Source organism: Klebsiella sp. JN_Kp126, assembly GCF_033843325.1.
GTDB lineage: Bacteria > Pseudomonadota > Gammaproteobacteria > Enterobacterales > Enterobacteriaceae > Klebsiella > Klebsiella michiganensis.
In genome coordinates this window covers 1-23,144 of the sequence record NZ_JAWXQV010000068.1, presented here as the reverse complement: position 1 = coordinate 23,144, position 23,144 = coordinate 1, and the positions used below count along the sequence as shown (strand labels likewise).

General features: G+C 50.7%; 28 protein-coding genes and 2 pseudogenes. All 30 read right to left on the bottom strand.

Annotation, left to right across the window (positions count from 1 at the left end):
• Positions 1–196, bottom strand: a 196-nt coding sequence (locus SIK97_RS16140) for a hypothetical protein (protein WP_319610943.1), incomplete at its 3' end; no start/stop codon positions are given.
• Positions 197–202: 6 nt separating this feature from the next.
• Positions 203–544 (bottom strand): hypothetical protein, encoded by a 342-nt coding sequence (locus SIK97_RS16135; protein WP_057174165.1) that lies wholly within the window; start codon positions 542–544, stop codon positions 203–205.
• Positions 541–2,361, bottom strand: coding sequence for a hypothetical protein (locus SIK97_RS16130; protein WP_319610942.1), 1,821 nt, complete (start codon positions 2,359–2,361; stop codon positions 541–543). Before SIK97_RS16130 ends, SIK97_RS16135 begins: the two co-directional genes overlap by 4 nt.
• Positions 2,362–2,416: 55 nt before the next feature.
• A complete protein-coding gene (locus SIK97_RS16125) occupies positions 2,417–5,476 on the bottom strand; it encodes a host specificity factor TipJ family phage tail protein (RefSeq protein ID WP_057174163.1) in 3,060 nt (1,019 codons plus the stop codon).
• Positions 5,473–5,856 (bottom strand): hypothetical protein, encoded by a 384-nt coding sequence (locus tag SIK97_RS16120; protein WP_032717786.1) that lies wholly within the window; start codon positions 5,854–5,856, stop codon positions 5,473–5,475. Before SIK97_RS16120 ends, SIK97_RS16125 begins: the two co-directional genes overlap by 4 nt.
• A gap of 9 nt (positions 5,857–5,865) precedes the next feature.
• Positions 5,866–6,348 carry a DUF1833 family protein gene (locus tag SIK97_RS16115; RefSeq protein WP_032717788.1) on the bottom strand — a complete coding sequence of 161 codons (483 nt, stop codon included), beginning with the start codon at positions 6,346–6,348 and terminating at the stop codon, positions 5,866–5,868.
• A complete protein-coding gene (locus SIK97_RS16110) occupies positions 6,345–6,815 on the bottom strand; it encodes a hypothetical protein (protein ID WP_032717789.1) in 471 nt (156 codons plus the stop codon). The genes SIK97_RS16115 and SIK97_RS16110 overlap by 4 nt, the downstream gene beginning before the upstream one ends.
• Complete coding sequence (locus tag SIK97_RS16105; protein ID WP_319610941.1) at positions 6,815–9,241, bottom strand: phage tail tape measure protein; 2,427 nt, start codon at positions 9,239–9,241, stop codon at positions 6,815–6,817. The genes SIK97_RS16110 and SIK97_RS16105 overlap by 1 nt, the downstream gene beginning before the upstream one ends.
• Before the next feature lie 61 nt (positions 9,242–9,302).
• Entirely contained in the window at positions 9,303–9,674 is a 372-nt protein-coding gene (locus SIK97_RS16100; protein WP_239692908.1) for a hypothetical protein, read from the bottom strand.
• 56 nt (positions 9,675–9,730) lie between these two features.
• A complete protein-coding gene (locus SIK97_RS16095) occupies positions 9,731–9,994 on the bottom strand; it encodes a hypothetical protein (RefSeq protein ID WP_032717793.1) in 264 nt (87 codons plus the stop codon).
• Between the two features lie 32 nt (positions 9,995–10,026).
• Positions 10,027–10,380, bottom strand: a complete 354-nt coding sequence (locus tag SIK97_RS16090) for a phage tail assembly chaperone family protein, TAC (protein WP_032717794.1) — start codon at positions 10,378–10,380, stop codon at positions 10,027–10,029.
• A gap of 19 nt (positions 10,381–10,399) precedes the next feature.
• Positions 10,400–11,419, bottom strand: a pseudogene (locus SIK97_RS16085) (phage major capsid protein); the annotation flags it as partial.
• 14 nt (positions 11,420–11,433) lie between these two features.
• Positions 11,434–12,087: an HK97 family phage prohead protease gene (locus SIK97_RS16080; RefSeq protein WP_057173870.1), complete on the bottom strand. Its 654-nt coding sequence runs from the start codon at positions 12,085–12,087 to the stop codon at positions 11,434–11,436.
• Positions 12,074–13,303, bottom strand: coding sequence for a phage portal protein (locus tag SIK97_RS16075; RefSeq protein ID WP_057173869.1), 1,230 nt, complete (start codon positions 13,301–13,303; stop codon positions 12,074–12,076). The genes SIK97_RS16080 and SIK97_RS16075 overlap by 14 nt, the downstream gene beginning before the upstream one ends.
• On the bottom strand, positions 13,303–13,488 hold the full coding sequence (locus SIK97_RS16070; protein WP_071957418.1) for a hypothetical protein: 186 nt from the start codon (positions 13,486–13,488) through the stop codon (positions 13,303–13,305). Before SIK97_RS16070 ends, SIK97_RS16075 begins: the two co-directional genes overlap by 1 nt.
• Positions 13,489–13,498: 10 nt before the next feature.
• Positions 13,499–15,250, bottom strand: a complete 1,752-nt coding sequence (locus tag SIK97_RS16065) for a terminase large subunit (protein ID WP_057173868.1) — start codon at positions 15,248–15,250, stop codon at positions 13,499–13,501.
• A gap of 3 nt (positions 15,251–15,253) precedes the next feature.
• Positions 15,254–15,751 carry a phage terminase small subunit P27 family gene (locus SIK97_RS16060; protein WP_057173867.1) on the bottom strand — a complete coding sequence of 166 codons (498 nt, stop codon included), beginning with the start codon at positions 15,749–15,751 and terminating at the stop codon, positions 15,254–15,256.
• 157 nt (positions 15,752–15,908) lie between these two features.
• Positions 15,909–16,259 carry an HNH endonuclease gene (locus SIK97_RS16055; RefSeq protein WP_071957417.1) on the bottom strand — a complete coding sequence of 117 codons (351 nt, stop codon included), beginning with the start codon at positions 16,257–16,259 and terminating at the stop codon, positions 15,909–15,911.
• Positions 16,247–16,480 carry a hypothetical protein gene (locus SIK97_RS16050; RefSeq protein WP_057173865.1) on the bottom strand — a complete coding sequence of 78 codons (234 nt, stop codon included), beginning with the start codon at positions 16,478–16,480 and terminating at the stop codon, positions 16,247–16,249. The genes SIK97_RS16055 and SIK97_RS16050 overlap by 13 nt, the downstream gene beginning before the upstream one ends.
• A gap of 14 nt (positions 16,481–16,494) precedes the next feature.
• Positions 16,495–17,079, bottom strand: coding sequence for a hypothetical protein (locus SIK97_RS16045; RefSeq protein ID WP_057173864.1), 585 nt, complete (start codon positions 17,077–17,079; stop codon positions 16,495–16,497).
• A 948-nt stretch (positions 17,080–18,027) separates the two neighbouring features.
• A complete protein-coding gene (locus tag SIK97_RS16040; protein WP_040177135.1) occupies positions 18,028–18,222 on the bottom strand; it encodes a hypothetical protein in 195 nt (64 codons plus the stop codon).
• Positions 18,173–18,448 carry a hypothetical protein gene (locus SIK97_RS16035; RefSeq protein WP_057173863.1) on the bottom strand — a complete coding sequence of 92 codons (276 nt, stop codon included), beginning with the start codon at positions 18,446–18,448 and terminating at the stop codon, positions 18,173–18,175. Before SIK97_RS16035 ends, SIK97_RS16040 begins: the two co-directional genes overlap by 50 nt.
• Positions 18,445–18,792 carry a hypothetical protein gene (locus SIK97_RS16030; RefSeq protein ID WP_057173862.1) on the bottom strand — a complete coding sequence of 116 codons (348 nt, stop codon included), beginning with the start codon at positions 18,790–18,792 and terminating at the stop codon, positions 18,445–18,447. The genes SIK97_RS16035 and SIK97_RS16030 overlap by 4 nt, the downstream gene beginning before the upstream one ends.
• Positions 18,789–19,331 (bottom strand): glycoside hydrolase family 108 protein, encoded by a 543-nt coding sequence (locus SIK97_RS16025; protein WP_057173861.1) that lies wholly within the window; start codon positions 19,329–19,331, stop codon positions 18,789–18,791. Before SIK97_RS16025 ends, SIK97_RS16030 begins: the two co-directional genes overlap by 4 nt.
• Complete coding sequence (locus SIK97_RS16020; protein ID WP_127074472.1) at positions 19,328–19,627, bottom strand: phage holin family protein; 300 nt, start codon at positions 19,625–19,627, stop codon at positions 19,328–19,330. The genes SIK97_RS16025 and SIK97_RS16020 overlap by 4 nt, the downstream gene beginning before the upstream one ends.
• A gap of 786 nt (positions 19,628–20,413) precedes the next feature.
• Complete coding sequence (locus SIK97_RS16015) at positions 20,414–21,013, bottom strand: hypothetical protein (RefSeq protein ID WP_057173860.1); 600 nt, start codon at positions 21,011–21,013, stop codon at positions 20,414–20,416.
• Positions 21,010–21,150 (bottom strand): YlcG family protein, encoded by a 141-nt coding sequence (locus SIK97_RS16010; protein ID WP_009653799.1) that lies wholly within the window; start codon positions 21,148–21,150, stop codon positions 21,010–21,012. Before SIK97_RS16010 ends, SIK97_RS16015 begins: the two co-directional genes overlap by 4 nt.
• A pseudogene (locus SIK97_RS16005) lies at positions 21,150–21,791 on the bottom strand (phage N-6-adenine-methyltransferase); the annotation flags it as partial. The pseudogene SIK97_RS16005 and the gene SIK97_RS16010, both read right to left, overlap by 1 nt.
• Positions 21,788–22,381, bottom strand: a complete 594-nt coding sequence (locus SIK97_RS16000) for a recombination protein NinG (protein ID WP_049099385.1) — start codon at positions 22,379–22,381, stop codon at positions 21,788–21,790. The pseudogene SIK97_RS16005 and the gene SIK97_RS16000, both read right to left, overlap by 4 nt.
• Positions 22,382–22,526: 145 nt before the next feature.
• A complete protein-coding gene (locus tag SIK97_RS15995) occupies positions 22,527–22,694 on the bottom strand; it encodes a hypothetical protein (RefSeq protein ID WP_165457266.1) in 168 nt (55 codons plus the stop codon).
• Positions 22,695–23,144: the final 450 nt, after the last annotated feature.

Below are 23,144 nucleotides of genomic sequence, written 5' to 3'. Positions count from 1 at the left end.
GCTCACCCCTCCCGCTCATTGCTGCTCCTGCTGGTGTTACAGTGTATTCAGCCACACCCACCAGGTCGGAGAGCGAAAGGATTGACGTCACCTCGTAGGTCACGCTGATCTCTTCGCTCTCACCTGCAATAGCCGCCCCCAGCAGGGAGTGGTAAACCTTGATCGGCGTGACAATCTTTTTAATCGTGAAACTCATATAACCTCACTGATTTGCGTTAAGTAATACAGGCGATATTTTCAGATTACCCACCACGGCAGAACTGAGGGTCAGTGTGATGGTTGTGTACGTCGCTGAAAATGAAATGCTCAGGCTGTTGTAGGTATAAAAGCTTAATGTCGTCACCTTTGCGCCGACGTTATTGTGCTTGTGAATGGACAGCAGATACGAGCAGTTCGCCGTTCCTGATGTAGTCAGTGAAACAGCCAGCAGAGCAATCGCACCATCAGGAAATGTGTTTATGGAAAACTGATAGCTCGTCGTCGAGCCATCAGTCGTGATGTCCTGGTCAAGGACGTGTGAGGACATTCCGGCAATACTGATCATATTGAGTTCCAGCGGTCTGTTACGTTGTAGTTAATACCGGAGGACTGATCCGGCATGCCACGCTGACGCCATACTACGATTTTTGTGTTGTTCTCGATTGTGGTCAGGCGCAAGCCCTGGCTGGTACGGGTAATGCTGAACTTAGTCAGGGGGTTGACGTTTCCACTAATAAGCTGAAAAGGTTGTGTTGTGCAGTTATTTGTCAGCCTGCGGGCGGTCTGTATTTTGAATGTCGCAAAATAGGACTCACCAACAACCGAAACTGTCGCCTCTTCGTTGTAATCCATAAAAACGACCTGCGTACCCAGGCTCGCAACCGTCCACTGAGAGGTCGACGGCACCAGAATACCGGAGAATGCCAGGTTGCCGCCTGTTGAGCCAGTAGGTCCGCCATTTAACGCCTGTCGCATTGTCCCCATGTCAATGCCAGCCCAGCGCGGCAGGGCGCCGTAGAAATAGACTAACCCGCCTGAAGCCATCATCGTTCCGTACGAGCCTTCCCATTTCATCTCGCCGTGGAAATGCGCAGGCAGACTGCTTTTGTTTCTGATGAGTGGTGCTGCGGTGCCCGTTGTCCAGAAGTAAGCATTCATCGGCGCATTGTATGGCTGGCAACCCGCGCCAATAAGAACAGGGGACCGGCCAGCGGAAACAGTGACGAAACATCCCTCGCCAAATCCACAGCCGTGGAACGACGTGTCGCCATTACCCTTCTCGTACGCTATAGCGGTAAGGCACGAACCGCGCCAGCGGCAGAATACAGCTGAATTAAGTTCAGCGTAGGTTCCGGCAGAATTGCCATTATTAAACACAATTCCGTAGCGGTTGGCAGCAAATGTGCAGCGTTTTGGCCGAACGCCATCGCATCCAATATATTTAATCGCCGCAGTGTTTTTATTTCCCCGAAATACAATCCCTTCAAATTCCTGTAAAACAACATACCCGGATGCACCTTTTACGGTAAACGCAGCCACATAAGCAGGCTGGGCAGCATCGTCAACTTCAAGAGCGTCATTAAAACCCGCCCCTCCGTTTCCCAGCTCTGAATAATCAATACTCGCGCTTCCTGATAAACACCGTGGGAGTCTTGAATATTTGGTGTAATCATCATCGGTATATTCATAAACGACAGGCGTTCGGACGGTGTAAGTTTCGCCGTTAATTAGCAGAGGTCCGACATTATCGTTATCGTGCGCGGCCTGAAATGCTGGCCCCCAGTCCCACGTGGAAGGAAACGTAGTAGGTTTGTTTGTAACATATCTGGCGTATTGCCAGATGGTGGGAGCCTGAGCGCTTAAAGCCTGATTAACCGTCGTGATTTGACCGTCTAATTCTGTAGGCACGTGGGTAATAATATTGTCGCCCATTCCCGGTTCGTCTGAACCCAGGTTTGAGCGAAGAGCTGCATCTCCAATGTTCGACCATTTTCCCGTCGGGTTTTCCGCCGACCACACCCCGCCATCGTTCTCCGGAGAATCCCCCGCAATGACATGTTCCAGCTCTCCAAGATATTTGTACCAGGAGCCATTGTAGTAAACGATTTGCTGGCGATTATCGACTGTGAGGCCGGTCGCCCAGTTTCCCAGCTCCTGCCAGCCAATGGCCCCTACCGCCTGCTCGCCGCGACCAGTGATATACGTGATGAAGCGACTGAAGATCATCTCCATGCCGTACCAGGTTTTGCGGAGCACTCCTAACCGGTCATCGAGATCTTCTTTTGTCCTGTCATTAACGAATCTATCCACGTTTTCGGCGTTATCGTACAGGTCCTTTACGGCTGCGGACCCTAAAGGATTTTTCGTTTTGTATGTGCTCATAGTCGCCCTATAACAAAAAACCCGCCGAAGCGGGTTGTTGAGAGTCATTTATGTTTTATGCAACGTCGCCGGGGTAACCGGCGTTGTCGTAGTCGTAGAATGACGCGCGGTACTCTTTTGCGGTGACCTGGCACGTCCCGTCAGATTGCGGGGCAATTTCTGAAACAATCGCGTCATAGCCGACACGAGAGGAATCACAGAAAATCAGCCTCACCGGCTCGATGGAAGGTGTGCTGAAATCAATAGCGTCGAACTCGCTGAGATACGGTACGGAGAGTTGATAATCCCCGACCTTTGTCGCCACCATCAGCGCAGATGCTGATCCGTCCTGGTAGCGAATCAGTGTTCTCGGATTCGGATATGTCCAGTTCAGGGGTTCTGATACCGTCAACGTCGAGACGCCGTCAGTGGTCGATAATGACTCCACCAGGCAGCTGATTGTCGTCGCTGAATCCGGTATGTCGTCAGTCAGAACGATACGGTCACCGACGTTGTAACACAGCGCATCCAGCTCCGTTGTAGTCTGGAACGTCAACCGCTGATGCAGATACTTCATCAGGCGTCTCATACCAATCTGCCAGGCGTGGTCCCGGTTCAGAACACCATCGAGTTTATAGTCCTCGATTTTGACCGGTGTCGGATTGTCAGTCGTGCGGCACTGGACTGTTTCCTCCGCCCAGGTAGTGCCGTTGATGTAGGTAACGTCAACACCGTCATAATCGTCATCTGACGGCGGAGAGAACCCTGTCTGCAGTTCTTCCGTCATTTCATGCGGCGTGATAATACCTGTCCAGGGCTTAACCCCTTCACGCCCGACCGTCGCCAGCCCATCACTGAGCAGGAAATAGGATTTCCCGGCATTCGCGATTTTCTGCAGCATTTCCAGGGCGGAGAGACTGTCGCCGGTAGCAAAATCGAAATACTCGTTCCCGGGCGCCCAGTACATCGACTCCAGTTCGCTGATGGTCTCTGTATCCATCTGAAGACCCAGAGAGTTCCCTACGTGCAGCAGCGCGCCGGAAATCGTCCGCGGTGTACCTGAGTCATAAACACGTGTGGCTACGACATTCACCCGCCGATCGGACTGTGCCGCAAGTTTCCCGCCGGTCTCGACAGTCACCCCCAGGAGAGTCACGCCAGCATAGGATACCGGACGCGTCAGAAGTCGCCCCCTGAGTGCCTGCCAGTACATGTTGTCACGGGCATTGTTGCTGCCCTGCTCGTTCCGTCGACGACAACGAACTTCAACCAGACCAGGTGAGTCAAGAACTATGCGTTCAGTGAATCCAAGCCCGTTAACGTTTTTCAGCGCATACTCACCTGTTTTACTGATCCATCCGGCACCAGAACCATAAACCCGATACTGAATCTCCCACTCAACATGGCGTATTCGTTTTTTCCCTTTGCTGTCAAAGCCACAGATACCACTTGGGAAAGAAAAATTGACCTCAAAAATATCAACAGTTTCGTTATCCGGGCTTGCCAGAAATGGCCCCATCCAGGTATCGCTGTCATTCAGTCCGGTGGCTTCGTAGTCGATCATTGTCCGGGCGATGAAGCCGGGCCATGACGCATCAATCGCCCCGTCAACCATGCGACCTACCGTCGCCGTGGTCCCGTCAGTCGAAATAATCTGGTACTCATTGCCACGGTGAGACAGCGAAAGTCGTTGCGTGCCTTCCGGCATACCTGAGAATGCAGTTCCTGTGGCGCTGTTATAGGCCAGGGTCACGTTTGCTGTTATGGCCGCACTGCCGCCTGTTGATGCCGTGCCAGTAGAGTAAGCCGGGGTATCGCCGAAAACAGACGACGGAAGCGAAGACGAGGTAATTGATCCACCGGCGAACGGGCTGGACTCCTCCGTGATCAGCACTGTACCGCCATTGTCCTGCGCGACCAGTCCCGAACCGGTCAGCCCCTCCGAGATCGCGGCCAGCAGGCCGGACATGTTCACATAATCTGCAACCAGCGAGACGGTATAGGTTGTTCCGTGCCAGGTGAACGTAAAGGTTGTACTGCCCAGAGAGAAATCGTAAGTCGTCGGCGCAGCGCTGGCCTGGATTTTAGCCGCGCTGCCACCCTCACCAGGCACGGCATCCTGCCCCGGCGTATATGCTGCAATGAAGAGATCATAATCAACACTGTTAAAACTCAGCGTCACCGGCATTCCAGCCGCCGGAGCGATTTCCGTCAGCAGCTTGCTGGCAAACACGCTGTAGCCTGACGAGGTGGAAATCAGGAAATTGGTAGGCGCTTTAATCTCCACAATAGTACCTTCGACCCAGCTGTCAGGCAGAGCGTTGTCGTCTTCATCTTCATCATCGTCGTCATCCGTATCAAGCCCGGTAAACGTTACGGTCGCGCCGGACACAGTCATGCTGTCCGCGATAATATCGTCTGAGTCCGGTGAGGTCTGCGCCATATCAAGGCCAGTACCTGAAGACGTTCCGCCCACCTCGGTGGAATTAAACCAGTTCTCGCTACGTTCATCGCCGGATACATCGGCGCCAGGTGGGTAATGGGTGTGGCTGAATCCATCAAGGGTCGATGCTGGCGTATCCCCCACGCGCAGATCACCATTAGAGAATGAGAAGTTACCCATTCCCAGACAAACCAGCATATGAACCCGCATGATCGTCGGATCGACAGGGTCAAACCGGGTAACCGGCTGGACCACATAATCCGGGTAAATACGGCGGCGGCCAAAAACTTCACGAATGGGGTCACCCAGTTTGGCTGTATTCGCTTTTGCCGGATTGAGATCAAGACTTCTGCCTGTCGAAGAGGAATATCCCCCGGAGTCCAGGCCCGACATCATGAAAAGCGTGTAAGCCGCAGAGGCTACTGCGACGGCCACCGCTGCCCACGCGGCTATCTCAAGCCCCGTCCCGTAGGGTACGGGATAGATACGCACATCGCTTTCAGGCCTGATATAGCATAACGGCCATTGCTCGGGAGGAATGTTGACGCCACCCAGCTCAACCGACACAGGGTGTCTCTCACGCTCACTGTAGCTTTCAACATTTTCAACCATCCACGCATGCAGCGTCATTGCCCTGTGTTCATGCGTTTCAAGCGGCTCACCAGGTAGCCGGGAGGGGTAGATTCTAATCACCGCCAGAACTCCACTTTGACAAAGCGCCGCTTAAATCGCGGCAACGGCAGAAACGTGACATTCGTTCCCGGGTTGCATTCGGCTACATGTAACTGGCCGCCAATACTGACGACGATCCCCACATGCGTTACCGATGAGCCGGAGTAACAAGCCACACCAGCCCCCTCACAGGGCTCACAGCGTTGCAGGGAAAGCATCAGTTTTCTGGCCTCCCGATCGAGACCACCTCCGTCTTTGGTCACACCGGCAAAATCAGGCCATTCAGGCACCGCTAAATCGCGACGTATCTCGTTAACAATGCCAAAACAGTCGAGTTGCGGGTACACCCTGCCGCCCTTCAGCCAGGTGACTGAACGGTATTTTTCAGGATTGAAGGTCATAAATTTTCCTTAGTTGGCGTAGCGCAGGCCGGGGAAGTAATTCAGGGTGTAACGATTACGGGGCCACGCAGTATCCAGCACGTTCATGTAACCCGCAGTGATCTGCGCTTCTGTCGCAGTCCAGTAACCAGACTTAATCGCCAGGGTGTAAGGAACGGCGGCTGGCGCGGCTAAATCCGTGGAGATGAAACTACGATATGTCAGAGATGCCGAGTTAAGGTTGTTGATGGCGTTTCGAATGGCCGTTGAAACCTTGCCATCAACGTTGCAGAGCGCAAATTTTAAATCCTGAGTGCCATCATCATTACGGGCGGGTAATGCGACATCCATCGCGCAGGCTTTGAACTCAACGGTGTCCCCGTTCTCTGTTGTCGCGGTGATATCGTCGTACCCGTTGCACAGGTAATGGACTTCATCCCCGATGTTGATCTGCAGCGTTTCAATAATGACTTCAGGCCCGCAGCTGGCATAGAGACGGTTGAGAATTGTCATGCTTCAGGCCACTCCCTGTTAACTGCCAGATCAAGAATGTCGCTGTTCACAATAAAATCCGGGAACTCTGCCCAGCCAGGAGGGAGGATCGGTCTCTCCCAGAGCTCCAGCGTCGCTGAAAATCGCCAATATTTTCCCCCTTCTGGTGTAGGACCTTCGTAAATATCGACAAACCGACATACGTAATCCTGTGCACCAAGCGGGGTTAACATGGGCATATTGAACCAGTCAGCCCCATCCGTAATTGTATCCCTGAACCAGGCTTCAAAAAGTTGCGCTTGCCCATCGGTAAATATCCACGAAACCGGCGTTTGAGTTGGTACAGACGTATAAGCCCGTCGCTGTCTCCGACGACCGGTGACCATCTGGGTACTTTTGAGCGGAGAGGTCGGTTTAAGCCCAAAGTTTTCCTTTAGGGGGCAAGGTAAATAATCAGCCGGGTAGTTGATGTTGGTTGAAATAGCCATTAACCGATCTTCCTCCCGGAGGTTGTTTTTGCCATTAACACTTTATGCAGATCGCCTTGCCCGCTCGCTACAGAATTAACGGCTTTACGATATCCACGTTCAGCTCCCTCATCTGCTGCCTTTCGCACGAGAGCGAGAGTCGCATCAGACGGGTTTCCATTTATTGGGATGGTGATGTTCGGAGCGTAAATAGCACCGCCGCCGGTTGACTGGGTTGCAACCCTGTCCAGGGTGGCATCAAGTTTCGCACTGGTTTTAGCCGTCGTGACGCGCTCGCCCTTCTGCAGGAGCCATGTTCCGGTTTCCGGCACTGAGTCGATACCGTCATGGGCCTGGCCGTGTAATGCCGACCCGATCGCCGTCATGAATACACCAGCAGCTGCTGCAGCAGCAATTGCTTGAGCCGGAGCCACCGCCGGGCCAACGTAAGGAACGCCTATCCATTGCGTGAAGGCATTAAGCGCCGCCATTGCTACCTGCGCAGCGGCATATTGCAGCATGGCCGCACCTACCGACTGTATAAAAGTTGCTGCAAAATCTTGAGCATTCAACTTTCCAGTTTCTGCCCACGTTATGATCATGTCGGTCATGCTGCTGAATGTTTGCGCCCCAACCTGCTGCATTGTGGAGTACAAATCCATCGCAGCAGTAGCCTGCGTTGTAAAACCAGAAATTAACCCAGCACTATAATCATTCTGTAATTCATCCTGTTGTTTATAATAATCATTTTGAATTTCAAGCCTCTTATTCAGTGCATCTTGTAACGCTTCAGTTTCAGCGTCATAAAGACTTTTAGAAATATCACCGGATTGGTATTGCTTTAATAAATCCTCGCGATTCCCCTCATAGTCCTGCTGAATACTGTTGCGCTCTTGCATTCGACTACGTTCTCGGTCGCCAGAATAACGACCAATAAATTCACTATCATGCCCCTGTTTAATTAATTTATTCTGTCTTTCAAGGCCTGATACGTACTCAGCCACTTTCGCGTTTTCCTGATTAAGGCGTAGCTCTTCCTTCTTAGAATCAAGAAACTTTGCAGCAGATCGTAATTGGTCTTTTTGAGCTTCGGATAATTTCTTTAGATTACCACTACTTATATCGAAGTTTAATTTTTCAAGCTCTGTAACTTCAGCTGTTTTTTTACCCGTAGTTTCAATGAGAGCGGCTTGTTTTTGGAGGTCCAAAAGTCGGTTTTTAAACGCGTTATCAGATGAATTACTCTTTGGTGTTATCTTCTGATTAGATTGCCCTTTCCCCAGGTTGTAATCGCCACCTTTTGGCTGGTCGATTCCCATGTCAGAGAGAAGAGAAGTTAACCCATTAGCTCCTTTCTCCACATCCTCAGGGGTTAAGCTTGATTTGATGGCTCGAAGATACTGAAGACGTTTATTTAAAAAATCTAATTCATCTTTTTGCTCTTTACTTTGATTGCCCCTTTTATTGAGGAATTCAATTCGTTGCTCTACATCATTTTCATCAGCTGAATCATAGTTACCGGATACCGCACCGATCCGCGAGCGTGTATAGGAAGCGATGGCGCCAAGCCCACCAGCAATTCGGCCAACTACACCGGCTAAACTGATCGCCTCGCCCACCAGATCGGACAGGCCCTGCAGGATAGCAGGGTCAGTGAACACATCATGGATACTATCAAGTCCGTCCTGTAGAGGGGATAAATCTACTTTTGCCAGGCCAGACGCAATTTCCATTTTTAAGCCGCGGGCGCTTGTCTCAATATCCTGGAAAAACTGATTAACTTTAACGAGGTTATCAATATCTTCCTGCGGCGGGGCTACGCCAAAATCCTTTGATAACTGAAGGAACTGTTTTAGCTTCTCGTTGTTGTTGTCGAACAACGGCAGCATTTTTGACAGGTCGTTCCCCAGACTTTCAAGAATGTTTGTTTTCCCTGCCTGAGAGGGTATTTTTTGCAATGCCGAGCTGATAGCTAACAACTGCTTGTCAGGCGCCTGCTGTGATAACTTCTGAGCTGAAAGCCCGAGGGTATCCAGCGCTTGAGCAGCCTCACCTGATTTATTCAGTACCGCATCGCCGACTTTATCATTAATGTCTTTGAAAATATCGGCTATGTTATCGCCGGTTAAACCTGCCTGTTCAGCTGCGTATTGCCAGGAAAGCAAATCCTGGGTGGACATTTTTAATGACTTAGCCCAACGATCAGCTTCGGTCACTTGCTGTGCTGTATTTTTTACAATCGCCAGCCCAGCAGCGCCAATCCCGACAGCGGCAGTTGCCGCAGCTGCTCCAATAGCAATAATGGAGGTGCTTATTTCCTTGGCGTCTTTTTTTACCTGGTCACGCCATTTTTGGGATGCCCTTTCGGCTTTATCCATTCCTTGAACAAATCCGCCGACCTTTGCTATGAGATCAATTGTTAAAGTACCAAGGGACTTGCCAGCCATTTAATTTTCTCCAGGCAATAAAAAACCCCGCCGGAGCGAGGTTCATTTTAATTTACTAAATCTAACTTTTTCCGCACCCTCGCACCTGGAAGGAGGCCGTATAGTCAATAGCATTATTTTTATTCACCAGATAAAGGTATGACTTATTACCTACATAACCGCCATAACTGTTTTTAGCGTTAAGAGTAAAAGGAACTAACCATCCGTAATAAGTTGTAAATCCTGACTTGCACCAACCTTTGAAAGGTTCATTGAAATCATATCGTGCAGAATAAGGGTCCTTAAGGCGCGCCGACATACTATCTTTAATTATTTCCTGATAATTATCAGGTAACTTCCCATAATCGGCGCGGCTTAGCTCAGCCTTATCTGGCGCACTAACGCAGCCACCTAAAAGCATTACAGTAAAAACAACAGCTGTTTTCTTTATCATAATTCCCTCGGTATAAATATAATCATCCCAGAGAGTATATAACCAAATAAATGATATCAACGCCAACTTTTCATAGCTTCTTCCAGAGATAATGGCGCTTCGTTGATGTGCGGTGCAAAGTCACTTACCTTGAACGGCGGCGTGTTCTTTGCCTTATTGATGTTAGCCAGGACAGACGCCACCAGCGAAGCCCCCCACTCGGTACGCATCATGATATTGAGCGGTCCGTACTTCTCACGGTACTTGAGCCAAACCAGAAATTCCCTGCGACTCATCCGCTCCTGAGCCTCTGCGATGGTGCGGCCGCCGATGCCGTTCATCACCAGTTCGCACCAGAATTCATCCTCGCCGGTTAGCTCGTAGTCTTTCCCAGTTCGTTTACATCATGAATTGCAGCCAGGAGGGCCATAACGATCGGACCGTCTAGCGCCCCACGCTCCGGGATAGCAGTTCCAAGAATGTCAGCCGCGGTAAACACTGGGGCGCCGTCCTGATCGCAAATATGCGCCGCAATGCGCTCAGCAATCGGGTCCGATTTCCCGTTATACGCCAGCAGTTCAGCTTTAGTGGTGTGGTAACCCATCGGGCGCACATAGACGGTTGCGATATGCTCTTTCCCGTCACGGCCTTTCCACTTAATTTCTTTTTCCACGGGACGCCCGGTAAAGGCACCGGTTTCTTTTAACGTATCGAGAGTAAGTTGCATTTCAGCTCCTGAATTGAAAAGCCCGGATATCCGGCATTTGCTCATTCTCGGCAACGCCATAACCCGCCAGAGAGGAAGGCTGGCCCAGCTCAAGGCCCGGACGCCAGAGATAGTTACCCTCGGAGTCCTTCAGGATGCGAACCGCAAACAGGCTGTTGTTGTTCATCATGAACTTAGCGCCGTTGCGGTGTACCTTGCGCAGGGTGTAGACCAGCTTGATAATCGCATCGGCCGTCACACCTGCCGCCGCACCGGAAAGAATGTGCTGCAGGGTGCCAAAGGCACGGGTTTTATCGTCATCCAGAGAAGATGCATAGGCCAGGAATCCTTTCGGTTTCTTCGTACCATTGCCGCTGGTGAAGGCGATTTCTTCCTGTTCCGAAAACTCAACCGCCAGTTCGCTGTTGATCCAGTCCTCTACGTTAAAGAAAGCATCATCCAGCATCGTCTGGGTTGCCTGAGGGTTTCCGTAGATTTCACCCATGAACGGTTCAATCTGACCGAGTTTGGATGCAGCAGTCTCAGGGCGGGCATCAGTTTCACCGACCCAGCCGGAAGCGGTGCCGCCAAGGTTAACCAGCTTTTTATAGTTGGCACCACCAACGGTGATAGTTGTCGCCTCCTGGCGCATCACCACTTCATCTTTCAGAAGATTAAGAATGGTGCGGTCCAGCTCTTCCGGGACAGCATATCCGCCGTCTTCATCCACGCCAACCTGCAGGGCTTTACGCTCAAGATCGCGCAGTCCGTCATCCTTACCCTTGCGCATAAAGTCGATGAAAGCGGTTTTGTGCTCGGTTGCGGCCTTGCTTTGAGTGCCACCAGCGGGACGTTTAAGCTGTTTAAGCTCATCTTCCAGCGCGGTTTTAAGCTGATCCAGCTCGGTCAGCTTGCCGTTAAGTGTTTCAACTTCTCCGGCCAGCTTGCCTTTTTCAGATTCGATAGCGTCAATGCGCTTATCATTTTTCGCTTTAAAATCATCGAATTTTTGCTGCAAATCCTGCGCGACCTGCTCAACGTCTTTAATTTCGACTGCCATAATTCAACTCCTGATTAAAATTTGATGTTTTTCAATGCATCCAGTGCGACATCCACGCCATCAGCGTCACGCTGAGAGAGGTTGCCATAGCCCCCGGCCATGAATGCTTTGGCCTGGGTGCGGGAGAGCCCAACATCGCGCAGGACCCGTTCTATACTTTTCTGGGATGGTGTTTCACCACGGGCAAACGCGCTTTTAACATCGCTCACCCGCGCTTCATCATTCGACGGAAACGTTACGGGGCTGACCTCCCAAAGGTCGATCTCCTTAAGAAGAAACACGCCTTTATCGCGGTCGTATTCCCAGTCTTTGAGCATGTAACCAATAGAAAGGCCGGTTAAAGAACCGGCCTTCATGTGGGCATGCGCTCGCTTTGAAAGAGGATCATCATCAATGAGTAACCGACCTTTGACATATAAGCCGACCTCATCCTCTTTCATTTCGGTATAAACCCCGATGGGTTCATCCATCTGATGCTGCCAGAGCATGGCTGGAAGCGCATTTTTCTCCCGCCATGACTGAAGTGATTTACTGAAAGCGCCGGGAACAACTACATCGTCGTAACTGTCCTTAACGCCAAATACAGAACCATAGCCTTCAAACTCCCCGCTATCGCTGACAGACTTTAGCTTCAGCGGAATATCCAGCCGCTGTTTAGTCATCGGCATCATGTTTTTCCTCGGTTGTTTTGCTCTTATTGCTGTCAGACGGCTTGGTCGTCATATTCATCGGTGTCAGATAAATATCACCGCCAGAGCGTGGGTTCATATCTTCCAGTTCACGGCAGTCGTTTGGTGAGTAAATACCCCAGTTAATACCGGTTGAATACGATTCGAACCTTGATTTCATATCCCCGCGCAGCAACGCACCGGCATTGAATTTGGCATAGTAGGTGCCCTGTTTCGATTCCTTCACCAGTCCTACGTTAATTCGCTGCTCGATGCGGGTCATGTAAGGGACAAGGGAATAATTAATAAAGCCGATGCCAAGGTTTTCGATATTGCTGAAGGTCGCGCGGTCGGTGTTCTGTACCATGTGCATCGGCACCCTGAACAGTCGGCAAATCTCCTCCAGCTGGAATTTTCTGGTCTCAAGAAACTGACTGTCCTCGGCATTGAGCGCCATCGACTTCCAGTCGAGACCCATTTCAAGAATCATCGGACGATGCGCATTGCTGAGCCCGAGGTGACGATCCTCAAAATCTTTCTTCAACCTGTCATAGGCTGCATCAGTCAACGTTTGCTCAGTACGAAGGACCCCGGAAGTGACAGCACCGTTTGAGAACAATCGGGCACCGTGTTCTTCAGTCGCCATACCCAGAGAAATGGCCTCCCTTGCGTATGCGATTGGGTTCAGGCCCACCAGCCCGTCAAATGTCAGCGTCCTGACGTGCCAGATATCATCCTGCCCCAGCACATCCGTCGAACCATCAGGGAAAGTGACCTGATACACCGGTTGCCACTGGCTGTTTAGCTTCGGGTCTACACAACCGGGATCAATAGGCAGGAGTTCAACCACTTCCCCCAGGGCTTTAACCTTATAAGCGTAAAAATTCCCGCGCAGGCAAAGACAGACTATGACCAACTCCCAGAACTCCTGAGGGGTCATATAGTCATTTGGCTTCATCGTCAGTAATTTGTGCAGCCTTTCAGATGTCGCTTTTTGCTTACTGTTGCCAGTGACCTTGTACAGGTTGCAGGGAAGCATTCCCATTGACTCAGCCAGCACTCTAATACAACCAAAGACCGCTGTAAGACGCATCGCTTTCTGGCTGCTGACACGTTTTCCGGTGTAAGTGTCGTAAGTCATCCCCACAGCTTCTGCCAATTCTGCAGGCGTGGTAACCGGAGTATCGTTTTTTCTGAATAACCCAGGAAAGAACATCAGTCACCGCCTTCGTTATAAACATTACGTGGCGCGGACAAATATTTCGATACTGCCCATGACCAGAACAGACACAATAAGCCAGCAGAAATAAAACCCGCTGGCGGGAAAACCAGCCATGCTCCGTAAGAAAACAAAGCAGCACCGACCACCCCGATTAGCGGGGCAAGAATCATCAGGATCATAACTGCCTCTTTAAAGTGAACGGACGCCGTGACTTTCCAGGTGGTCAGAAAGGGTCGTCTCTGGTTCGCCACCATTAACAAGTAAACGGCTCATCGCAATAAACATCGCGACAGGACCGTCAATTTTGTTTTCAGGCGTAGCCTTGTTGGGGAAAATATTCTCGTTTTTGTCGGGTTTGACGGTGACGTTTGACATCATCCATGTCATTACCGGATTGCCATCGTGATGAAAACGCCCGGCGTAAATTTTCGCCTCGACTTCCTTCATTGCTTCAGACAAGTTTTTTACCGTCTGAGGGACTTCAACAATCGGTACTCCTTCAGCTGCTACCGACAAAGCAAACTGAGTGGCACTCCACGGGTCGTATGCAAACTCGTTCAGCGAGTCGCCACGAGCCCATTCGATCGTTTCCTCTTTAATCACTGCATGGTCAACGACATCACCATCGGTAAATTCAAGGAATCCAGAGAGATTCCATTTTCTGTAAAGGTCTGCCTGCTGCCTAGAACAGGCTTCCAGCCGCCCTTCAGGTATCCAGAATCGGGAGCGGACATAAACATCGCCATTTGGAGCGAGCCAGACTTTAACCGCAGCTGAAATATCAATTTTGTTGGAAAGGTCAACGCCGAGCCACATTGACCACCTGGCCGAAGTGGCATCTTCCCAGGCGTCACGGCATTTTTCCCATCGAGCCATGTCCATCCATGCTTTTTCACCCTGCACCCAGATATTGAGATGTTTGGTAAAAAAGCCGACCCGCGCCGCCACCTGCTCTTTCGCCTTTTTAGCCAGGCGGCGCATATCATCCAATCGTTTACAAACCCCCAGTCCGGGGTTTGCTTTCGGCCAGTTGGCCTCGTCGAAAGGATCATCCCCATCATCCAGGGTGTAAATCAGGGCAAAATAGCTGTCATCCTTAATCGATAGTGGGTCCGGGTTATCGAAGTTCTTCAGAATCTTAATCGCGTAATCCCGCTGCTCGTAACAGATGCCTTCTTTATTAAAACCCGCAGTAGTGATGGCGAAAATAAGGGACTGCAGGCGTGCACCGGTTGCTGTTTCCAGAACCTCCCAGACGTCACGGGTTTTATGCGCATGGAGCTCATCAACGATCCCGCAGTGAATATTCAGGCCATCGAGGTTATTCGCATCACTGGCGACAGGTTCAAATTTTGAGCCTGTCCGTTCCTGGTGAATGTTCAGCTTGTTGCTGCCAAACAACCGCCCCAGCGTTTTCGGCGCCAACTTAATCATGCGCTTCGCATCATCGAACACGATGCGCGCCTGATCTCGGGTTGTTGCGGCGGAATATACCTCAGCGCCGCCCTCACCATCAGCACCAGCCATATAAAGGCCGATTCCAGATGAAAGCGTTGATTTGGCATTCTTACGGGCCACTTCGTCATAGGCGGTACGAAATCGCCGCACAAACATTGGGTCGCCGTCGTCGTCCAGGATACCTTCAGACGTCAGTTCGTCGATCAGCGGGGAGACAAACCCGAAAAGATTTATCAGGATAAAAATGTGCCAATCCATTAACTCGATCGGCTTGCCGGTCAAATGCCCCTTCACATGAGGAACAAAGTTATAAAAATCGAGAACGTGCTGGGCGCGGTCTTCATCAAAATAAACACCGCGCCCTGGGCCGTGCTCTAAATCATGAAAGAACCGCCGGCACGCCAGGCGCACCAGTTCGCCAGCAACGATATCGCCAGATACCACGCGCTCGGCGTAGCGGAATCCATCTGCAACGGTTGCCATTCATCATTTGCGCTTTTTGAGAAATTCTTCCAGTGGGTCGGCTTCTGCCGGGCCTTTTGCACCAACCTTGGATCGGCTGGCAGGTGTCATGCCGAATTCACTCAGCATTGCTCTAATTCGTTTCCATGCATCAGCCTTCATGACTGCTGCAGGGTGCGGCTTTATCATTCGTATTTCCCGCTCCCCACCCTCATCAGAATCATCTTCGCTGTAGACGGCATAGGTATAACCTTCCCGATCAAGCGTTTCGCAATGGTGCCGATACTCGACGTAAGCCTCGATCAACAACTCCAGCGCTTTAGCATCCAGCGTGGTCAACACGCCAACAGCATCGAGCTCTTCACCAATTCGCTTGAACCAGTATTTGCCCTGCTTATCAAAATGCTTGGGAATTGGGGGGACCCCTGACGGGGGTTTCGGCTCGTTCTTGTTGATCGGGCGTTTGGATGGGTTACCCTTCACTAAAGCCAGATGTGTCGGGGTTTTCGGTGGTCCTGGCATAATCGAAAACTCCTATTAATCATCGGATGAGGGACCCCAAAAAAAAGTTTTCTAACCTGCGGCGGTGTGAAAAAAGGTTAGGCGGCGGTCCTTTTGGCCGTTGCCGTCAGGGATTTGACCCCGCCCCCCTCTGCCACGGCTAAAATGAGAATCGATATCATTTGATGCGTTCGCGCCCGGTTTTCGTTCGATGGCAGGGCCAGCACAGGCTTTCGAGGTTCGAATCGTCATCGATACCCCCATGAGCCTTAGCCTTGATATGGTCAACGGTTGTAGCCGCGACAGCGCGTCCAGTACGCAGGCAGTTCTGACACAGATGATTATCACGCTTCAGGATGCGGGCACGCTTGATATCCCACTTGCCGCCGTAGCCACGCTCATGGCGGCTCTTACCCTGCTGATGCTGCTGCCAGCCCTCATTTCGATGCTGCTCACAGTAGCCTGAACGGTCCGTAGTCGTACCTGGACAACCTCTCTTGCGACATGCGCGAGGGATTAACGCTGGCATGGTTCAATCCTCACGGAACCGTAAAGCGTATGCCGCTTCACTTCACCTTTCTCTGTCGTCATATAACCACGCTCATCAGGAACGGCTGCGATTACTTCGCCCTTCTCATCGTCATCAGTGAAGACATGCTTAACCTCAATACCATCGAGAAAAACAGCGTATCGCTCTACACCGAGATTAATCTTCCTGCCTGGATCGTCATCTAATACAGTGAGACGCATATAACCTCCGCTGACTATCGGCTGAATCTTTGCCAAATAATTCCACCCGCTAAGCATTCATTGTGAATAGCTTTGCGAATGTGGTCTGCCAGTTCATCCAGCGCTTTCTGGTCTGCTGCCACTTGCTTTACAACATCCATTGCCGCGCTCTTAGCAGCTTTTTTCAGCGTGTTTTCAAGTACCACTTCGAGATTGGAATAAATATCAGATTTAACTTCGAACTTATCGGCGCTGATGGTTACCTTGTTCTGCACAGGCTTATCATTGCGAACACCAAAGCTGATGTTGTAGATATTGGTCACCGACTGAGGCGCTTCGAGTTCCGAAGCGTAAATTTCACCACCAATGAATGCGTCGTTGATGAATACTTTACCGCTGCGATCAATTTTGAACCCGTTGCCAAACTGTGTGTTTGCCAGGTGGTTAACGGCAAACTCCTGCCCTTCCGCTGTCAGGAAGGTGAAGTGATTTTCTTTCTGGTATTCCGTCACTGTGCGCCTGGTTTCAGCAAAGCCCAGTTCGCGTAGTTCGGCGGCACCCGACTTGGACGGCAGGTCACCAGATAGCAATGCACCACGGTAAAACAGCGCATAGAGCACGTCTGTAGCAGCGCCAGATAGCGTAAGGTTTTATTACTCATGATACGTTTCCTTTTAGACGTGAGCCTGTCGCACGATAAATCCGCCAAGAGGTAACGGTTTACCCAGGCTCACTACTGAAAGACTCTCTTTGATGTGAGCGTGCGATGCGCATGAAATTCCGGTCCGGATACATGTGTTTTTATCAGGATATCCAAACCAATTTGCTTGCCTTATTTTGGTCTTCACCGAAGTAAATCCGTTCAATGGAGATGTGAGCAATGAGTCTAGAAAAATTATTAATCAAAGACAGGAAGTGCGGTACCTGTTCTGTTTGTTGCCATTCGTTACGAATCGAGCAACCTAATCTTAAGAAGCTCGCCGATGTGCCATGCCAGTACCTTAGACCACAAGGAGGATGCTCGATTTATAATGCACGGCCAGATGTATGCCGTACCTGGTATTGCGGATGGCGAATAATGGATGTTGGCCCAGAAATGAGACCCGACCGGAGTGGGGTTCTGATCCGTTTCGATGGCTCCGCACTCTGTTTTCAACCCGTAGATAAAGATCGTGTATCGTCTTTGCTCGATTCAGAGCCGCTGCGCGTTTTAGGTGCCTCCATAGCCAATGGAATGAAGGTTGAAATATCAGTCCCCACGAAGGAAGGGTATTGCTCAGCCAATTTGGACGTTACTGAACTTATGTCAGAGGTCGTTAAAAGTAGAGAGTATGAAAAAATGCGGTCCGCACTGCTTGCGGCTATCCAGTTTGCGTCACATTCAAAGACAGACCCTGTAGAACCACTGGAGTGATTAGTCGAGTCGGAGCCCCCTCCGACTCTTTAAAATGGTACTTCTTACAATGCTTAAATTTTTCTAGTAGGCTGACTTCCTCATTATTAATCGACACCATTAATGATTTATCAGATCGAACAGTTATTTTTTTCATTGCATGGTTTTCTCTAAATTACTGAGTCCAGCTAGCCTCTTCTGATTTGCAGTTCGCCTGCCACGCTCTGTTGTGAGCCAGAATGTCCCGCTTCGTCTGACGGTCCATCACGTCAATATCGTGGTCGGTCAGGTAGATGACCCTCACCCAGCTGCAGGCCGTATCAACGACTACCGGGGCGGGTAAATCTTTCGCGCAGCTCGCGATCAACATAGTCATCGCCCATACGCTTAACGTCTTCCTGTACATCACTGGCCCCTTTCGTTGCATCAGCCCGGCGTTCTGCTGCGGCGACAATAGCAGCGGCGTTCTCTTCGGTTCGCTGCTGTTCTGCTTTGGCTTCGGCCTTGCTATTTCCGCGGGCGTGACCAATACCGAACGCACCGGCAATAGCCCCCAGAATGAGAACTGCCAACCCGGCGATTATTTCAAAGCTCATTGTGGCGACCCCTTCAGCCTGTCGGCCTTATCTTTCAATGCCGGCTGGCGTACGTATTGCGATAGCACCGCCAGCACTACCAACGCGGGACTAATCATCGCCACTATGTTTGGCGGCAGAATACCCTTAATATCCGGCGGCAACATGGCCCAAGCATGAAGAGCCGCATCCGGGAACGACTGGGCCCAAACGCCAATCAGCGCGCCGACAGCACCCAGCCTCACAGACCACGTTTTCAACAACAGGCGGGCATGGTCAACGAACTCCAGCCGGGTATATTTGCGCAGTAGCAAAAGGACCAGCACCGCCACCAACGCCAGCAGAGCGAAAATAATCATCTTCATAGGCTCACCCGCTCTTTAACCCAGCCATAAAGGAAGTCCTCATTAGCAGCCCGACCTTCGGAAAGCTCAAGATATCGGGCACCCTGGCTGCAATTGAGCCCTTTCAGCAGCGTGGTTTCGCCATCTTTGCCGCGAACAGCCAGATAGCTTTTCAGCGCTGCAATAGTGATGTTGCCGATCGCGCCGTCCGGCTTCAGGTCTGGATATAGCTTGCCCTGCATGTTCAGCGCCGTTAACCAGCGCTGCAGGAATGTACTGACGACGCGAGGACCCATGTTTACGCCGGTATCACACAATTCCTGTGCGATGGCTGGCGACAGTTCGGCTATGCGGTGGAAATTCGGTTCCGTCCAGTATTGCGACAGGTAAATGGCTTTGGCCGTTTGACGTGGCAATAACTTCATATCCCCGGTATATCCGTAAGCGCGGGCGGTATTCTGCGTAATGCCCCAGCGGGTCGGCCCGCCTTTATCTGACGGATGATCGACATACCCGCCTTCTTTTCCGAGGATGCCCTCGATGACTTGATCTGCTGTCATTGCGCTTTCACTCCGGTAATACGTTCCCAGAAATACGTGAGGGCTACAGAACCCATTGCACCACTAACCCCAGCAGATGCCAGAATCATGTAAATGCTTGCCCCGCTTTCGATACTTATTAACCCAGCAATAACCCCGGCAAATGCCGAAACGACGATCTGCGCAAGAGCATTTATCCAGCTCCATTTCGCTTTACCCTGCTTCACATCCATCAGGAATCGGACCAGACCGCCCCAACCAGCAATGATCAGCAGAGCCAGCCAGGTTATTCCGGCCATGCTCTCTTTGTCTTGCATACGATTTGCCATAGTTTCACCTCCGGTTTAACGGGGTGCTGTGCGAGAAAGTAATAGGCGGCCCTGTTAGCGATTGCGGGGTTAGGAATCCCACGCTCTTTAACCTGCCCGGATTGGGTTATGAGCCCGTCAGACAGTGGGCCTGTATGAATGGCCGCCAGATGGATTTACGACAACACACAGAGTGAGTGAGTGACGTTCTGGCGGCACAAATAGAAAAGGCCGAACAAATGCGCGGCCTTTATATGTCTGAGTAAAAAAAAGCCCACTCGTCGAAGTGGGCAAAATGGTAGTTTGTTCAGTGGAGGTTACACCGCCAGCTCTGCCACAACGTCTTATGCACGTTATTTCAGGATTTAGCGAAACGATGCAACCACACAAAAAGTATAGTACGTAAAACAAGAAAAACATGGAGTGTGGTGCCGGGTGCCTCCCGGTAAGTCGCCGCCAGTCCACAGACGACTCGCAATGCGCAAAAAAACATATCAGACTGGCAATGCCCCTCCGCATAGGGGGATTCACCACACCAAAAATTTAACATCTGATGAAACTCGTTTCAATGCTCTACGACGATGTGACAGGGGTACTGATGCAATGCATCTCGCGAATACCCCTGTCGTATCGCCGGAAAGCAAAAACCCCGCATTGGCGGGGTTCTCGTTATATTCAAATTGTCGCTTCTCATCGCTGCCATCGTGGCACAGCTCTGCCAAGCATGAATGGATTATCTAAACTTTTGGGTGAAAATCAATTATAAAATGAACCTTGAGCACAAAAAGCCAAAACCTAACTCCTCAGGTTTTTGCGTGCAGATAGAAATGCCCTTCCCTGAAATATCTTAAGGCACCATTTCACGCGCTCTCTTGCCTGGTCTGCCGTCAGCCATGGGGCTATCTTCTGAAGCTCCCTGGTAATATCAGATATTTTTTTTCTCGTCGTGTAATAGCTCAGCCCAACAATATAAACAGGGTCGTTAACATCAAAGGCATCGAGCACGCATTTCTCCACAAAATCAGCATCATCATCACTGATAGCGCTGTCTATGACGCTAGTCTCTGGCTTTGGCCATAAAATTATCTGAGCCCTCTTCAGGGCATTAGGCCCGCGAAATCCCTCCCTCCTTGCCTGTTCAAGCGCAGCAGTGAAACGCTCCAGAGCTTTGTCTGACCATCTGACCCCTTTGATGGCCCACCAGCATGAATGCGTTGTAGGCTTGCGGGGAAAAGTAGCACCTCGTAGACTCTCCCCCCAGACAGTGAGCAGGGATTTAATCCAGGCAGACTGAATACCGGTAAGCAATTCTGGGCGTCCGAGGTATCGTTTATGCGTGGCAACCGCGACTTCTGACATAGCGGCATTTTGTCTACGGCGTTGCATTGGAGTCATGCTGTCTCTCCCCGGATCTGGCAGGTGCGTATAAAGTTTTTCAGTATGCGGTAGTCAACTAATACAGTGCCGCGATGACGGCAAAGGCGAAGCTTTTTCCAGCGGTAGCGGATCCGCTCGATTGCGTCACGGCTCATGCGGTCACCTTCTTATCAATGGCAAACTGCGCCAGCGCCATAAACGCGTGGCCTTTCGCTTCCAGTTCGGTGCGGTTGATGTAGCTGAATTTTTCTCCTCGCCAGGTCTTATCAAACACAGCTATGGCACCAGCGAAAAATGCGCTAGTCGCCTTTTGTTTTTCATCCGCAGGCTTAAACCAGACAGGCAGATCGAAACCAACCCGCCCGCGGATAAAGCAGACATGATCCGCGTCTTCCGGCCACCACGTTTCGCTCGTTGCGGATTTGACCAGGAAAACATAGCGTCCGCCCTTCTCTCGTTGCGCTGCTGCGTAGTTCATGATGTGAGTCATGCCAGTGATGGCTTGCTTTTCGTGGTACTGAGAGCGGCTATATGGAGGGTTGCCGAATGCTGCGCCGCCGAGTTCTGCCAGGCGACCAGACCAGTCTTGCGTCAGCGCGTTATCTTCTGCGGTGTACCAGACTGGGCATTTTGCATTGCTGTCATCAGCGAACAGGTCAAGCACCAGCGGACCAAACATCGCATTGATACCCCAGAAAAGCGGGTCCGGAGTTCGCCACTGGTCGCCAACCTCTTTTAAATAATGGGATGGCGCTACGCGTTTAGCAGCCAGGAATTCGCAGTAGGTATTAGTCATGCGGCCTCCTGTGCTTTTTTCAGCGCGCGCAAGTCGGCGTATGCCTGAATGCGGATGGCTTCCAGTTCTTCGATGGTCCAGCGGTGAATCCGGTTGTCGTTATCCAACTCCTGAACAGCAGCTTCACCAGCTTTCTCCACCAGCCCGACACGGTAGGCGACGATGTTTCCTGATTTACCGACGTTGCAGTCATCGCACTGGAGATTGATATTGATGCGGGTAAACCGCAGGTGGGAGGCTTTGGCGACGGTCCGGTAATGGCCGGCGTGCCAGACAGCAGCAGAGTGAGTACCGCATGAAATGCATCCTTCGCCATTAGCAAGGGCTGTTTCACGGCAAAGGGTGTTCACAACCCGCTCGGTTACTTCCAGCCAGTGGCTGAGAGGTTTTTCAACCGTCGTTGGTTCAGGGCGAATATGGTGAACGGGTTTATTTTTTAACCTGTTTTGTGCCTTAACCTTTTGTTTCTCGCGCTGATAAGCAAGGTACTGGCTCTTATGCTCTTCACAGCACCAGTAAACATTAGAATAGGTAAGGTTAAACCAGGCACCGCAACCGGGTGCTTTGCATCTGCGACGGGGGTCTCTCATATCGCACCGCCTGGGCGCGACAGACAAACAGAAACACCGCGCACAAAGGCACGGCGTAGAATGGCGTTGCTGCGTTTTTGCGTCATCACTTTACTCCGGTGATGGCGCGATAGGTTCGGTGTTCAGCCGAAGTGATTAGTATAAATCAGCTTTTCTTCTTCCGGAAGAATCTTTTGCATTGCTTGTGAGATTCTTTGGTAATTATGATTTCCCCATCCTCCAGTGGGGTAAGAACAAAATTCCCCCCCGGCAAACTATCAACGACATAACGCCCCAGAATGCGAATTGCTTCAATGATCTCTTTCTCACTCATTAGTTAGCACCTTGTGATTATTCCATAAATAGTGGTTTTTGCTTTTCCTGTACAGGGATGGCTAAAAATGAACTCGCGACGTTCTGGAATACAATGACATATTTAGATCGTCCATCAAGACCCTATTTTCATGGGCAAAATAGAATGACAATGAAAATACAAAAAACAATAAATTCAATGCATTACAAAAAATCATTGAATATAAAAAAATCATTCACATTTTTTCTCTGGTGCAACCCACTATTTCACTCAGCCAGAAGAACTCAGCCAATTTCAGAATTTAATTAATTGCATGTAAAATAGAGCAGCAGAAAACACTACCGCGACAAAGAATGCACATTTTGTGTAGTGTGCAACCCCCTATTTTCCAAGCCAGAAAAAGAAAACCCGCAAAAGCGCTGAGGGATCCCCATAAAACAGTGCTAATAAACCAGCACCATACTTCGGTAG